The 14,447-nt window shown below is 71.2% G+C and carries 13 protein-coding genes; 6 read left to right on the top strand and 7 right to left on the bottom strand.

Annotated elements, in window-relative coordinates; genetic code table 11:
* Position 1: 1 nt before the first annotated feature.
* The 4 genes from OG992_RS01590 to OG992_RS01575 form a co-directional block, all read right to left on the bottom strand.
* Positions 2-598: a hypothetical protein gene (locus tag OG992_RS01590; protein ID WP_266302081.1), complete on the bottom strand. Its 597-nt coding sequence runs from the start codon at positions 596-598 to the stop codon at positions 2-4.
* Between the two features lie 162 nt (positions 599-760).
* Positions 761-1,324, bottom strand: a complete 564-nt coding sequence (locus tag OG992_RS01585) for a GerMN domain-containing protein (protein ID WP_266302080.1) — start codon at positions 1,322-1,324, stop codon at positions 761-763.
* Entirely contained in the window at positions 1,321-2,676 is a 1,356-nt protein-coding gene (locus OG992_RS01580; RefSeq protein WP_266302079.1) for a cell wall metabolism sensor histidine kinase WalK, read from the bottom strand. Before OG992_RS01580 ends, OG992_RS01585 begins: the two co-directional genes overlap by 4 nt.
* Positions 2,673-3,362 carry a response regulator transcription factor gene (locus OG992_RS01575; protein ID WP_112678279.1) on the bottom strand — a complete coding sequence of 230 codons (690 nt, stop codon included), beginning with the start codon at positions 3,360-3,362 and terminating at the stop codon, positions 2,673-2,675. Before OG992_RS01575 ends, OG992_RS01580 begins: the two co-directional genes overlap by 4 nt.
* 152 nt (positions 3,363-3,514) lie before the next feature.
* Between OG992_RS01575 and OG992_RS01570 the strand changes: the two genes are divergently transcribed.
* The 4 genes from OG992_RS01570 to helR all read left to right on the top strand — a co-directional run bounded on the left by OG992_RS01570 (position 3,515) and on the right by helR (position 7,174).
* Positions 3,515-3,844 (top strand): STAS domain-containing protein, encoded by a 330-nt coding sequence (locus tag OG992_RS01570; RefSeq protein WP_238683935.1) that lies wholly within the window; start codon positions 3,515-3,517, stop codon positions 3,842-3,844.
* Positions 3,841-4,455, top strand: a complete 615-nt coding sequence (locus tag OG992_RS01565) for an STAS domain-containing protein (RefSeq protein WP_266302078.1) — start codon at positions 3,841-3,843, stop codon at positions 4,453-4,455. Before OG992_RS01570 ends, OG992_RS01565 begins: the two co-directional genes overlap by 4 nt.
* A 48-nt stretch (positions 4,456-4,503) precedes the next feature.
* Positions 4,504-4,884: a YccF domain-containing protein gene (locus tag OG992_RS01560; RefSeq protein WP_266302077.1), complete on the top strand. Its 381-nt coding sequence runs from the start codon at positions 4,504-4,506 to the stop codon at positions 4,882-4,884.
* Positions 4,885-5,038: 154 nt separating this feature from the next.
* Positions 5,039-7,174, top strand: a complete 2,136-nt coding sequence (gene helR / locus OG992_RS01555) for an RNA polymerase recycling motor ATPase HelR (protein WP_266302076.1) — start codon at positions 5,039-5,041, stop codon at positions 7,172-7,174.
* A gap of 26 nt (positions 7,175-7,200) precedes the next feature.
* Here helR and OG992_RS01550 read toward each other — a convergent pair whose 3' ends face one another.
* Complete coding sequence (locus OG992_RS01550) at positions 7,201-9,282, bottom strand: PQQ-dependent sugar dehydrogenase (RefSeq protein ID WP_266302075.1); 2,082 nt, start codon at positions 9,280-9,282, stop codon at positions 7,201-7,203.
* 173 nt (positions 9,283-9,455) lie between these two features.
* Positions 9,456-10,004 carry an RNA polymerase sigma factor gene (locus OG992_RS01545; RefSeq protein ID WP_266302074.1) on the bottom strand — a complete coding sequence of 183 codons (549 nt, stop codon included), beginning with the start codon at positions 10,002-10,004 and terminating at the stop codon, positions 9,456-9,458.
* 56 nt (positions 10,005-10,060) lie between these two features.
* On the opposite strand from OG992_RS01545, the gene OG992_RS01540 reads away from it, so the two are divergent.
* Entirely contained in the window at positions 10,061-11,425 is a 1,365-nt protein-coding gene (locus OG992_RS01540) for a serine/threonine-protein kinase (RefSeq protein ID WP_238683942.1), read from the top strand.
* Here OG992_RS01540 and OG992_RS01535 read toward each other — a convergent pair.
* Complete coding sequence (locus tag OG992_RS01535; protein WP_238683943.1) at positions 11,422-12,135, bottom strand: hypothetical protein; 714 nt, start codon at positions 12,133-12,135, stop codon at positions 11,422-11,424. The two genes, OG992_RS01540 and OG992_RS01535, sit on opposite strands and share 4 nt — an antisense overlap.
* A 250-nt stretch (positions 12,136-12,385) precedes the next feature.
* Between OG992_RS01535 and OG992_RS01530 the strand changes: the two genes are divergently transcribed.
* Positions 12,386-14,422, top strand: coding sequence for a serine hydrolase (locus OG992_RS01530; RefSeq protein ID WP_266302073.1), 2,037 nt, complete (start codon positions 12,386-12,388; stop codon positions 14,420-14,422).
* The last annotated feature ends 25 nt before the right edge of the window (positions 14,423-14,447 follow it).

The following is a 14,447-nucleotide window of genomic DNA, read 5'->3' as shown; positions in this document are numbered from 1 at the left end:
CTTAGCGGACGGTCGCGGGCGACTCGGTCCGTTCCCCGCGCTCTCGCACCAGCGGCAGCGCCGGGGCCAACGCCAGCGCCATGCACAGGCCGCCGATCGGAAGCAGATCGAGAGTGACCGCCGGCAGGACGATGCCGGCGAGGAGCAGCGGCACACTCCACCACGGCAGCCGCCGTCGGGCGGCGAGCATGCCCGTCAGCACAAGGAGGCCGAGGAAGAAGAACTGGGGTACGACGTCGTAGAAGGCCACCTCCACGCCGGGGATGTCCTTGAATTGCGCGCCGAGCCTGGACATCTCCGCCCGGTCCGCGGCCAACAGCCCTTCGACGATGTCGGCGACGAACTGCACCATCGTCGCGGCGAGCCCGACCAACGTGAAGGCCACCACGCCGGTGCGCCAGCGGCTGCGGGACAGCAGGCGGGACAGCGCGAGCACACCCGGGACGAAGCACACCATGCCGGCGAGAGCGACCAGGTGGGCCGCCTGCCAGTCGAGCCCGGGGCCGTACACCCCGTCGGATCGTGCCCAGAGACGGACCAGGCCGTAGGCCAGGATGCCGACCGGACCGGCCAGCACGTAGAGCGCAGCGCGTTTCATGCCCGCCATCATCTGGCCGCCGACGCCAGCCGGCCTCCGGGAGCTTCCCTCGGATCGCCCTGGCTTTCGTCTCAGGTCTTCCACCGAGCAACCCCGAGACCCCGCCACCGTCGAGCGGTCGTCGTCGACATCGGGGTGACCCGTGCTCCCGGTGGCGCGCGCTCAGCGTTCGCTGATGAGGGGGGCGTAGTCGCCGCGGGTGAGCGGCCTGCTGGACAGGGAACCGTCGGCCCGGGGCACGCCGAGAGCCCTGCCGTCGCGCAGGAAGGCCACAGTGGAGACGTCCTCGCGGCTGGTGAGCGTACAGACGATCTGCCCGAAGGCGAGGACCTCGTCGCTGCGACCGCCCACCTCCGCGGGCTCGTCCACCGCGACGAGGGCCTGCGTACCGGTCACTGTCGCGCGAGCGGCGTTGACCGCCCCCGGCAACGCACTGGTCAGATCGGTGTCCCGTTCGGCCCCACTGGGCCCGGCGAGCAGGTGCCGCAACTGGTCCGCGATGCTGGGTGCCCTGTCGACGCGCCGGACCACGGGGACGATGCGGTTGTCCCGGACCAGGCAGAGCGTCTCGGCGGCACTGCCGGCCGGTGCTGTGGTGTCGGCGGGAGCGGCGCTGCTCAACGGCCCTCGTGGGGGCGGCACCGTGCGCGGGGTGTCGTCGATGGGGATGCCGCATCCGGTCAGCAGCACGGCGAGGGCCAACGGGACGATGCGGCGGCGCCTCACGACAGGCTCTCCGGCAGGGTCACCCGGAAGCAGGCGCCCCCACCCGGACGGTCGGCCACCGTCACCTGCCCCGCGTGCGCGGCGGCGTGCTGGGCTACCAGTGCCAGCCCCAGACCGGTGCCGTCGCCGGCGCCACGGGTGTGGGCTGCTCGCCCCCTGACGAACCGGTCGAAGATCGCCTCGCGGTCCTCGACGGGAACGCCCGGACCGTCGTCGTCGACCTCGATGACGCCGCTGTCCCCGTCCCGGCCCAGACGAACAGCCACCGGGCCACCGCCGTAGGTGACGGCGTTGTCGAGCAGGTTCGCCAGGATCTGGGCGATCCGCCGCCGCTCGACCTGCCACGTCGGGGGCACGTCCGGTGCCAGGCGGACGAGGGTGCCCGGCAGGTCGTACGCGTCGCAGGTCTCCCGGGCCAACTCCACCACGTTCACCGGGGCACGGTGGGCCGGCTGGTCACTGCGGGCCAGGTCGATCAGGTCGTTGACGAGCCGTTGGAAACGGTCGATCTCGTCGGCGACGAGCCCGGCGGCAATGGCCGTCCGTTCGTCCTGGTGTTCCCGTCGGCGGGCCAGGACGCTGGCCGCCGCGGCGAGGGTCTGCAACGGGGAACGCAGTTCGTGGCTGACGTCGGCGGCGAACCGGCGGTCCCGTTCGATGCGCAGGGCGAGGCGGTCGACCATCTGGTTGAACGACGAGGAGAGTCGGGTGAGGTCAGTGTCGGTGGCCGGGTCGAGCCGGGCGGTGAAGTCACCGGCGGCGATCTTCTCGGCCGCGTCGGCGACCGCTGTCAGCGGCCGTAGCCCGTGACGGGTGGCGTACCAGGCGAGGGTGGCGCCGGATCCGGCGACCAGCACCGCGACACTGGTCAGCGCGAGGGCCAGCACCTGGAAGGTCTGCTCCAGCTCGCGCAACGAGTTGACCTCGAAGTACGTCGCGGACGCCGACAGCGGCACACCGACCACCAGGGCCGGTTGCCCGTCGACGCGGACGCGCTGCACGGCCGGCTCCCCGGCGGAGACGACCCGCAGCAACTCGCCGGGGATGGCGGCAGTGGTCCCGGGATCGGCGGCGCGGGCGTACCACTCGCCGTTGAGGTGCAGCACCGGTCGACGGCTTCCGCCGGTGTCCAACGACCGGAGCACCTCCACCACGTCCGGGGTGTCGGTGTCGAGGCCGGCATGCACCACGGCGGCGTCGAAGTAGGCGGCCCGCAGGGCGATGCGTTCGCGGTCGTCGAGCAGGGACCGGCGCGTCAACTCGTAGGAGATCAGGGCCATCGACGCCGAGAGCAGGAGCGCGCCGACGGCGAACGCGGCGGTCACCCGGGTGCGCAGTCCGAGGCGTCTCATCGTTGCAGCTTGTAGCCCAGGCCCCGCAGGGTGACCAGGTGCCGGGGGTTCGCCGGGTCCGGCTCGATCTTCTGCCGTAGGCGGCCGACGTGCACGTCGACGAGCCGTTCGTCGCCGCTGTCGTACCCCCAGACCCGTTGCAGCAACTGCTGACGGGACAGCACCCGGCCGGCGTGCTCGGCCAGCTCACACAGCAGTCGGAACTCGGTGCGGGTGACAGTGACCTGTTGGCCGGCGCGGCGTACCTCCCCCGCCTCCGGACTGATCTCCAACTCCCCGAAGGCGACCGCCGGCACGGGCTCCGGTGCCGAGGTCGTGACCACCGGCCGGGCGCGGCGGCGCAGAGCCCGCAGGCGGGCGGTCAACTCCCGGATGGCAACGGGTTTGACCACGTAGTCGTCGGCGCCGGCTTCCAGGGCGGCCACGATGTCGTCGGTGCCGTCGCGGGCGCTGACCACCACGATCGGGACGTCGTCGTCACGGCGCAGCTGCCGGATGCACTCGAAGCCGTCGAGGCCGGGCAGCATCAGGTCGACGAGCACGTAGTCGGCCGGGTGGTGGCGTTGGGCGCGCAGGCCCTCCTCGGCCGTGGCCGCGCCGAGGGCGTCGTAGCCCTCGTCCTCGAGTGCGAGCAGCAGCGCGAGCCGGATGCGGTCGTCGTCCTCGATCACCAGTACGGCCGTCATCCCGGAATCATCCTCGGCCGACCGCCGGGCGGCCAACCGTGCCCGCCAGCCGGCGGTTTTGTCACACAACTGTCACAGAGCCTTGCAGTGACCGCCAACCCCGCCCAGCACGGTGGGAAGGAAGCGAGGGGCGAGGAGAGAGGGGTACGGCAATGGCGACGCCGGTGCTGCCCGCGAGGTACACGCTGCCGCTGGTCGAGGTTCGCGTCACCGAACTCGATCTGGCCTGTCTGCCGGAGGTCGGCGCGGCGTTCGACCGACTGCTCGCACTGCGCCCCGCACAGGTCGTGCTCGACCTGTCCGACTGCCAGCACCTCGACGCCGCCGCCATCGGCCTGCTGCTCGACCTGCACCGGCGGTTGACTCGCGCCGACGCGGCCCTCACCGTCCGCGATCCGAACCCCCGGGTCCGGCGCATCCTGCACATCACCCGCCTGGACCAGGTGCTCTCGATCATGAGCGAGGAAGGACCAGCAGCATGACCGTCGTCCCGGACGAGTATCTGATGACCCTGATCTGCGACACCTGCGGCGAGACCATCCGCGGCACCGCCTGCGTGCTCCCCGACGCCGAGGTCGTCTGGACCCTGGTGGCCGAGCACGGCTGGAGCGGTTCCCCCTTCGCCACCGGGCCGCACCGCTGCCCGCACTGCAGCCTCCTGCCCGCCTCGACCGGTGGCCACGCGTCGCGCGACGACCACGGCCCCGGCGGCATCCTCGGCATCGACCACCTCGACGGCACGACAGTCATCGCCGCCACCGGTGACATCGACCTGGACACCGGCGAGAACCTGCGCACGGCCCTGCGGCACGTGGCCGAGGTGGGCGGGCACGTCGTGGTCGACCTGAGCCGGGTGCACATCATCGACTCGACCGGCCTCGGTCTGCTCGTCCGCGCCCACCGTGACGCCCGCGATCGCGGTGTCACGCTCTGCCTCGCCGCGCCGTCGCGATTCATCCGCACCGTCCTGCACACCATGCGTCTGGACGGGGCCTTCCCGATCTTCGACAGCCGCGACGACGCCCTCGCCCAGTTGGCCGACGGTGGCGAGAGGACTGTCCCCGAGGCCCACGCGGTGGCCGTCCCCCGCTGAGGCACGAGGCGAGCCAACGGAGTGGCGAGCATGTTTCATGCTGGAGTAATGATTCGTTTCGTACTGAATGTGCTGTGGCTCGTCTTCGGCGGTGGCCTCGTGCTGGCGGTCGGCTACGGCATCGCCGCGTTGATCTGCTTCGTCCTGGTCATCACCATCCCGTTCGGCGTCGCGTCGCTGCGCCTCGCGGTCTACTCGCTGTGGCCCTTCGGCCGCACTGTGGTGCCCAAGCCGGGCGCGGGCGTCGGCTCCGGCCTGGCGAACATCCTCTGGGTGGTGCTGGCCGGATGGTGGCTGGCGCTCTCCCACATCGTGGCGGGCATCGCCCTGTGCGTCACGATCATCGGGATTCCGTTCGGCATCGCCAACTTCAAGCTCGTGCCGGCCGCGTTCTGGCCCCTCGGCCGCGACGTCGTCGACGTGCCCTGAACACGGAAAACGGGAGACACCAGGTCTCCCGCCACTTCTAACTTATACCGCACTGGGGGGCTTGCGGCAAGACCCCATTTATGACGCAGAATCGTCGGCCGAAGCCACATTCTGCCGAAATGGAAGTCATGAATTGGATTCCTCGCCTACCTCCGTGTTCGAACTTCCCGATCACCTCGCCCCCAAGGCCGACCCGGCGCTCATCGCCCACGATGAGCGGCATTTCGCGGCCATGGCGCGGGGCCTCGCGCAGCTGAGCGCCGAGCTGTCCGACCGTCTGGACACCGCGCGCCGGGCGCCCGGCGGCAAGGGCCGGCAGGCCGTCGACCGGGACGAGGAGGTCCGCCGGTTGACCGCCCGCCTGCGCTCGTTGAGCCGCTACGGGCTGGACCTGTGCCTCGGTCACGTGGTCGAGGCGGACAACCCCGAGCCGGTGTACGTCGGGCGTCGCGGTCTGACCGACAGCACGGGTCGGCGGCTGCTGCTCGACTGGCGTTCACCCGCCGCCGAGCCGTTCTTCGGCGCGACGCATGCCAACCCGATGGGCCTGGCGAGCCGCCGTCGGTACCGCTGGACCCGCGGCCGGATCAGCGACTACTGGGACGAGGTGTTCACGCCGGACGGGTTCGTGGGGCACGCCGTCGCGCTCGACGACCAATCCGCGTTCATCGCCAGTCTGGGCAGCGCCCGGTCGGCCCGGATGCGCGACGTGCTCAGCACGATCCAGGCAGACCAGGACGCCATCATCCGGGCAGGGTCGGCGGGCGCTCTCGTGGTCGACGGCGGTCCGGGCACCGGCAAGACCGTTGTCGCCCTGCACCGCACCGCGTACCTGCTCTACTCCGACCCGCGCCTCGGTCAACGCCGGGGTGGGGTGCTCTTCGTGGGGCCGCACCAGCCCTACCTGGCCTACGTCGCCGACGTCCTGCCCAGCCTCGGAGAGGAGGACGTGCAGACCTGCACCCTGCGCGACCTCGTCGAAGAGGGGGCCACCGCAACCGCCGACACTGACCCGGATGTGGCCCGGCTGAAGTCCTCGGCCGAGTTGGTCCGGGCGATCGACGCGGCCGTCCGGTTCTACGAGGACCCACCGACCGCCGAGATGACGGTCCCGGTCGGCGACTCCGACGTCCGTCTGAGCGCCGACGACTGGGCCGACGCGTTCCGGGCGCCGGGTCCCGGCACCCCGCACAACGAGGCGCGCGAGGAGATCTGGGAGGAGTTGCTGACGATCCTCGTCGACAGGTACGACGGCGAGGAGCCGGACGACGTGCTCCGCGACTCGCTGCTGCGTAACAGGGAGCTGCGGGCGACGGTCAACCGAGCCTGGCCGTTGCTCGACGCGGCCGATGTCGTGGGTGACCTGTGGTCGGTGCCCGCGTACCTGCGCAGGTGCGCGCCGTGGCTCAGCCCCGAGGAGGTCCGCACGCTGCAACGCGACGAGCCCCGGGCCTGGACCGTGTCCGACCTGCCGCTGCTCGACGCGGCCCGGCAGCGGCTCGGCGACGCGGAGAGGTCGGGGCGCACCCGCCGGCGTGACCCGGCCGCCGCCGTGGAACGCGAGCACATGGCCCGGGTCGTCGACGAGTTGCTCGCGGCCGACACCTACGACGACGGCGAGGGTCTGCTGGCGATGCTGCGCCAACCCGACCTGCGCGAGGTCCTGGTCGACGAGTCCGCGCTGCCGGACGCCGACCCGGACCTGCTGGCCGGCCCGTTCGCGCACATCGTCGTGGACGAGGCGCAGGAGCTGACCGACGCCCAGTGGCAGATGCTGCTGACGCGTTGCCCGTCGCGCAGCTTCACCATCGTGGGAGACCGCGCCCAGGCCCGGCACGGGTTCACCGAGTCGTGGCAGGAACGCCTCAAGCGGATCGGGCTCGACCAGGTCACAGTGGCGTCGTTGAGCATCAACTACCGGACGCCAGCGGAGGTCATGGCGCAGGCCGAACCGGTCATCCGGGCCGTGCTCCCCGACGCCAACGTACCGACCTCCATCCGCGGCAACGGGCTTCCCGTCGTCCACGGACCGGTCGCCGACCTGCTGACGATCCTCGACACCTGGCTCGCCACGCACACCGACGGGATCGCCTGCGTCATCGGCGACCCGACCTTCCCGCCCACGGCCCGGGTCCGGTCACTGAGCCCGGAGCAGGCCAAGGGGCTGGAGTTCGACCTGGTCGTCCTCGTCGACCCGGAAACGTTCGGCACCGGCATCTCCGGGGCGGTCGACCGCTACGTCGCGATGACCCGGGCCACCCAGCAACTAGTGCTCCTGACCAGCGGCTGAGGGGCGTGCCGCACATCGATCAGGGTCTAGTTGCCGAGCGTGACGTGCAGGATCCTCTCGTTGCTGTTGTTCGGGGTGCTGTCCTTGTCACCGACGTTGGTGGTGGTCAGCCACAGCCCTCCGTCGGGAGACGGCTCCACCGTCCGCAGCCGACCGTAGGTGCCACTGAAGTACGTCTGCACGTTCGTCAGGCTGCTGCCGCTGATCACCGCGCGGTACATCCGAGCGCCTCGGGCGCAGGCCACGTAGAGCGCGTCACGCACGATCGTGATGCCGGAGCAGGACCCTTCGGCAGTCGGATAGGTGCGCGCCGGCGCGATGAACCCGGCCGTACCGCAGGTGCCGCTGGTGCCCTCGCACGCCGGCCAGCCGTAGTTTCCACCCTTGGTGATCAGGTTGGTCTCGTCCATTACCGAGTTGCCGAACTCCTGCTCCCACAGCCGGCCCTGCGAGTCGAACGCGAGCCCCTGCGGGTTGCGGTGGCCGTAGCTCCACACGTAGTTGCCGAACGGGTTGTCCGAGGGAACGGTGCCGTCCGGGTTGAGTCGCAGGATCTTGCCTTCGAGGCTGGACCGGTCCTGGGCGTAGTTGCCGTTCTGGGCGTCGCCGGTGCTGGCGTACAGCTTGCCGTCCGGGCCGAACCGCAGGCGACCACCGTCGTGGTACTTGTTACGCCGAATGCCGCTGAGCAGGACCTGCTCGCTGGCGGTGTTGAGTCGCCCGTTCTCCAGCCTGATCCGGACGATGCGGTTGTCGCTCGGCGAGGTGTGCATGATGTACAGCCAGCGGTCGCTGGAGTAGCTGGCCGAGATGGCGAGCCCCAACAAGCCACCCTCACCGTCGGTGCTCTGCACGTTCGGCACCGTGCCCAGGTTGGTCTTGGCCCCGGTGGTCGGGTTGAGCTGGATGATGTCGTGCGCGTCGCGGCGGTTGTAGAGAACGCTGCCGTCGGGCAACGTCACCAGACCCCACGGGACGTCGGTGTCGGTGGTGACCTGTCGCACCCCGCACACCGGGTTGGCGCACGCCGCGCCGGTGGTCACCGTCGCGGTGCCGCTGCGCGACGAGGCGTTGTCCTGCGCGTCCCGAGCCACCACGTAGTACTGGTAGGAGGTGTTCGCCGCCAGACCGCTGTCGGTGAACGTGGTCGCCGGCGGCGCGCCGGTGACCGTTCCCACCTTCGCGCCGGCCCGGTAGATGTCGTACGCACGGACCCCGATGTTGTCTGTCGACGCGGTCCAACGCAGGGTCACAGTGGTGCCCGACGCGGTGCCGGTGAGCTGTTGCGGCGCGGTCGGTGGCTGACTGTCGGCCTGGCAGGGCGGCGGAGTGATCGAGACGGTGGCGCTCGCCTGCGACACGTTGCCGCCGGCGTCACGGGCGTTGACGTACAGGCCCCAGGTCGCCCCGGCCACCACTGTCAGGTTGGTGGAGAGCGTCGTGCCACTCACCGACGTCATCAGCTGGCCGTCGTGGTAGATGTCGTAGAAGGCCACCGCGACGTTGTCCGTCGAGGCGTTCCACGCGAACGTCACCGAGTTGCAGGTCAGGCCGCTGACCCGTGGGCTACCCGGCGCCGTCGGAGGCTGACTGTCGGCGCTGCCGAGAGATGTCGTCCACCGCTGGTTGGACTGCCCGTTGCAGGTCCAGAGACCGACTGTGGTGCTGTTGGCGGTGCCCGCGCCGGAGACGTCCAGGCACAGGCCGGACTGGACCCCGACGATGGTCCCGGAGGTGGTGATCCGCCAGCGTTGGTTGGCGCCGCCGGTGCAGCCGCTGATCTGCGCCGCGGCGGGAGCTGTGGTGTCCTGGCCGACCACGTCCAGGCACATCGTGTCGTCGTAGACCCGCAACTCACCACTGGAGGTCAAGGTCCACGCCTGGTTGGCCTGGCCGTTGCAGTCGTAGATGTTGATGCCCGCACCGGCGGTTCTGACGTTGCCGACCACGTCCAGGCAACGACCGCTGGCCACGCCGACGACTGTCGACGGCGCCGCGGCGGCCGCCGGCACACCGACGGCCAGGCTCAGCAGCGTCACCGCCACCATCGCCACCGGCAACAGCCGCCGTCGTGGGCGTCGTGGGCTTCTCCGCGCGATGACTCGCATCCGTCCTCCAGGCTCAGGGCGTCGACAGGCTCAGGGCGTCGACCGGCCCACCCAGACGACCAAGCGCCCGACCACGCCGAACAGACACATCGACCATCAAAGATGCGATCGCCACACATGTCAAACGATGTCCGCCGATCGGGGGCAAAACCACGGATCGGCGTACGCATCGCTCAACTACCCCCCAACGCCTCCCGGACGTACCGACGGGCGTGATGGATCCGGGACTTCAGCGTGCCGATCGGGATGCCCAACTGCCCGGCGATCTCCTGATAGTCGAGCTGACACAGGTCGCGGAGCACGAGGGCCGTCGCCAGCTCCGGCCGGTGCGCCTCCAGCCGGTCCAGCGCGTCCAGCAGATCGAGGCGCGATCCGGCGATGACGCTCGTCGTACGGGGGTCGGCCACCTCGACGGGCAGCAGCGTGCTGGGCCGCTCGGCCGCTCGCCGCCGCAGTGACCGGTAGGTCTGGCGGGCGCAGTTGGCGACCACCGTGTGCAACCAGGTGGAGAAGAGCGACCGCCCCTCGAACCGTTGGATGTGCCGGGCCACCTGCAACAACGCATCCTGCGCCGCCTCCTCCGCGTCCTGCCGACAGGGCAGGAACCGCCCGCACTGCTCCAGCACCCGTGGACCGATCGCGGCCAGCAGCGCGTCGAGTGCGAGGCTGTCGCCGGCCGCCGCCCGCCTCGCCAGCTCCTCGGTGTCAGATTCCTTCGCCACCCGCGCTCCCCCGCTCGTGGGCGTCACCGGAGTCCCGGTCGCCGGATAATACGATCGTGTCCATCCCGCCGCAGGTTGGCCGGTACCGCATCGCGCGCCCCGTCGGCGCCGGTGCGTTCGCCACCGTGTGGCTGGCGTACGACGACGAGCTGCACTCGCCGGTGGCAGTGAAGGTGCTCGCCGACAACTGGTCGCAGCGGGCCGACATCCGGGGGCGCTTCCGCCAGGAGGCCCGGTTCATGCGGCAGGTCGACTCCGATCACCTGGTCCGGGTGTTGGACATCGGTGAGTTGCCCGACGGCCGGCCGTACCTGGTGATGACGTACGCCGCCGGTGGCACGCTCGCCGACCGGCTGAGCGGCGGGCCGATGCCGGTGCGCTCGGCGCTGCGAATCGCCGCCGACATCGCCAGGGCGGTGTCGATCCTGCACGACAGCGGCGTGCTGCACCGCGACCTCAAACCGTCCAACGTGCTGTTCGACACCAGCCCGGCCGGCGACCGGGTGTTGGTCGCCGACCTGGGGCTGGCCAAGACGCTCGCGCACGCGTCCGGGTTCACAGTGGTCGCCGGCACGCCCGCCTACATGGCGCCCGAGCAGCTCGTCCCCGGCGGAGGGATCGACGTGCGCGCCGACGTGTTCGCGATCGGCGCGCTGACGCACCACATGTTGACCGGTTCGCCGCCCGGGCAGCCGGTGACGGCGGCACCCCGCGCACCCGCCGCCGTCGAGCGCGCCGTCCGCCGGGCCCTGCATCGCGATCCGGACCGCCGCTGGCCCACAGCGGCCGCGTACGCCGCCGCGTTGGAGGGTCTGCTCGCCAGCCGGCAGTTGGCGGCCCGCCCGCCGCCGCGGCGCATCCGCCGGTTCCTCGCCGCCGTCGGCACCGTGACCGCGACGCTGGTCATGGCCGGATCCGCCACCGCCGCCACCGCGCCGCACGGCTGGACCCGGGTCGGCGACACGACCGGCGCCGTCTCGGTGGCCGTTCCCGACGGCTGGGCGCGGCAACTGCGCGACGGCGGCTGGGACCCGGCGGTGATCGGCCTCGCCGACGGGCGCGGCCCCGGTCTGCTCGTCGGAGCCGATCTCGCCGACTGGTCCGATGTCGACAGCGCGACACCGGGGGTCTTCGTGGGAGTGAGCCCCGGGCTGCGCGGAGCGGAGCAACCGGCGCTGCCCGATCACAGCGGATGCACGCCCGCCGCAAGCCGGGCGGTCACCGTCGCCGCGTTCGGTGGGACCGTCCGGCACTGGTCGCGATGCGGTGGCGCGCAGACGTCGTTCAGCGAGGTCACCCTGGTCGCGGCCACCGGCACCTTCGGCGTGTACGTCCAGGTCAAGCAGACCGACGGCGTCGACCGCACCGACGAGATCCTCGGCACGCTGCGGGTGAACGGCTCGATGGTCGCGCAACGCTAGTACCGTTCCCAGTTGCCGGCGTAGTCGATGGTGCGCCACCGGCGTGTCTCAGTGCCGCCATCGAGCTTGCGGACGGTGGCCTGCACCCTGTTGTCTCCCAAGACACGGTACGACAGAAACGTCATGACCCGGTCATCGCTCGGACTGGAATCGTCCCCCAGGATGACCGGCTGCGCCCACCGCTCTCGGCCGGTGTAGTCGAGCTGAACCGGCACGAGGGCCTGCCGCCGCGCGGCGTCGGAGTTGCCCAGTTCGACGAGGACGAGCGCGTCCTCGGTCGACGGCAGACTCACCGGCTCCTCGGTGATGAAGTCGGCGTACACCGGTCGCGCGCCACCGGGCAGGATTCGGCAGGGGATGTCGAGGCCGTTCGACCCGTTCCGGAACTTCACCGTGTCGGACTCACCGCAGAATCTCAGACCGCGGATGACAGCGTTGGGCCAGTCGGTCCGCCTGATCTCGCTCACCGGAGCGGCCGGGCGGGAGGTGCGGGTGGTCGGGGCGCCCGGGGTGGCGCTGCGGGTGGCCGGAGCACTCGGGCCCGCGCTGCCGGTCGCCGGAGCGCTCGACGCCGACGGGCTCGGCGGGCTCGCGCTGGTGGACGGGGAGCCGGCGGGCCCGGCGTCGCCGCCGACCCGTTTCACCGGTGACGTGCAACCGGCGACGAACGTAAGGGTGAGCATCGCACCGACGAGCAGGTTGCCGCGCATGGGTGGTCCTTCCTCCACGGGGTCTGTCACAGGGTTTGATGCACCGGTACGGGCGGTGGTTCACGCGACCGGGGCGACACCTCTGCCCACCATCGGCGCACCCGCCCCTCCTCCTCAAGTCGTAGGCGCATTGCCGTCTCGCGCCAGATGGCTCGGGGCGATCACTCGAACAGGCTTGTCCCAAGGCATCGGGTGACGCCGTACGGACCTGTTCCGGACACCCGTTCGCCAGGAAAGGCACCGGCAGACGATGCGCTCTCTTCCCCTTCCCGCCCCCGGTTCACCCCGACCCGCCCGGCCGGTCGTCCGACTCGGCGCGGTGCTGGCGACCGCTGTCGTCCTCGCCGTGGGCGCCGCCGGCTGCGGCGCGCAGCAGCACAACCCCGCACCGCACATCGATGCTCCGGCGGCGCCCGCCGTGGCGAGCGGGACGGGTTCCGCCCTGACCGACACCGACGTCAACGCCTGGCTCGACGGCCTGTTGCCGGCCGCGCTCGACCGTACCGACATCGCCGGGGCCACTGTCGCCGTCGTGAACAACGGCAAGATCCTCACAGCCCGGGGGTACGGGTACGCCGACACCGGTGACGGCGGCAACGGTGCCGTACCTGTCGACCCGGACCGGCACCTGTTCCGGATGGGATCGGTGTCGAAGCTCGTCACCGCCACCGCGGTGCTGCAACTCGTGCAGAGCGGGAAGCTCGACCTCGACACCGACGTCACGACGTACCTCGACTTCGAACTGCCGCTGCGCTACGAGCGGGCCGTCACACTGCGGCACCTGCTGACGCACACCGCCGGCTTCGAGGAGCGGATCGCCGGCCTCATCGGCACCGACGGCGGCGACCTCAACCTCCGCAGGGCCCTGATGACCGACCCACCGGAGCAGATCTACCAGCCCGGCACCGTCCCCGCGTACTCCAACTACAGCAACGCGCTCGCCGGCTACATCGTCGAACGCGTCAGCGGGACGCGCTTCGAGGAGTATGTCCAACGCACCGTCCTGGACCGCGCCGGCATGCCGTCGTCGACCTTCGCGCAGCCCCTCCCGGCGGCGCTGCGCGACCGGATGTCCAACGGGTACGACACCTCCGCCGGGCCCGCCGCGCCGTTCGAGATCGTCGGTACGCCCCCGCCCGGTGCGCTGAGCGCCCCGGCGACGGACATGGCGCGATTCATGCTCGCCCAGCTCGGCGAGCCGGTGGGCTTCGCGCCCCTGCTGGACCAGCCGACCCGTGAGCTGATGCAGCGGCCGGCACTCGACGCGACGTCGCTGGGCACGCTGGCCGACGGGCCCCGGATGACCCTCGGATTCTTCGCCGAGGACCGTAACGGCCACCGGATCCTCGGCCACGGCGGCGACACCAAGTACTTCCACTCCCACCTGCAGATCTACCCCGACGACCGGGCCGGCATCTTCCTGTCCCTCAACAGCAACGGCTCCGGCGCCCTCGACAGCCACGAGCTTCGCGAGTCGATCGTGAACGGCTTCGCCGACCGCTACTTCCCCGCCCGCGACGACCAGCCGACCGCCGGCGTGGACCCGGCGACCACCGCCCAGCACGCCGCGCTGGCCGCCGGCACGTACGAGTCCTCACGAGCGATTCAGAGCAACTTCCTGACGGCGATCGGCCTGGTCGGTCGGACCACTGTCAGCGTCGCCGACGGTGACCGGTTGCTGGTGGAGCCGGGCCCACTGTCGGACTCCCCCGCCCTCTACGAGGAGGTGGCGCCCTGGGTCTGGCGCGAGGTCGGCGGGCAGCGCACGATCGCCATGCGGGCGACCGACGACCGGGTCGAGGCGATCAGTTTCGACTCCGCGTTCGCGTTGCTGCCCGTCGAGCCGGCCCGCGCCTCCATGGTGGCCGTTCCGGTGCTGGCCCTGTCGACAGTCGTGCTGCTGCTCACCGTCCTGTCCTGGCCGGTCGGCGCGATCGTCCGCCGTCGACTGGGCCGCGCTCCCCGGGAGCGGGCGGGGCGCACCGCGCGGATCCTGAGCCGCCTCGCCGTCGCCGGCACGCTGCTCGCGTTCGCCGGCTGGGTGCTGAGCATCGGCAGCATCATGAGCCTGCAGGACGTTCCCGGGCCCGTCCTGCGCACCATTCAGGTGCTGCAACTGGTCGGATTGCTCGGAGTGCTGCCCGCCGCGGTCCGGCTGGTCGACGACGTGCGACGCCACGTCGGCTGGCGGCGGATCACCGGCAGCGGCCTGATCCTGTTGGCTCTCGCCGGCGCGGGCTGGTTCGCCGTGGAGTTCCACCTGCTCGCGCCTAGCATCTCCTACTGACCCGCCCGACCCGGGACGATCCGGA

This window comes from Micromonospora sp. NBC_00362 (assembly GCF_026342155.1).
GTDB classification, from domain to species: Bacteria; Actinomycetota; Actinomycetes; order Mycobacteriales; family Micromonosporaceae; genus Micromonospora; species Micromonospora hortensis.
The sequence above is the reverse complement of the archived record's forward strand: the minus strand, read 5'-3'. Positions and strand labels throughout refer to the sequence as shown.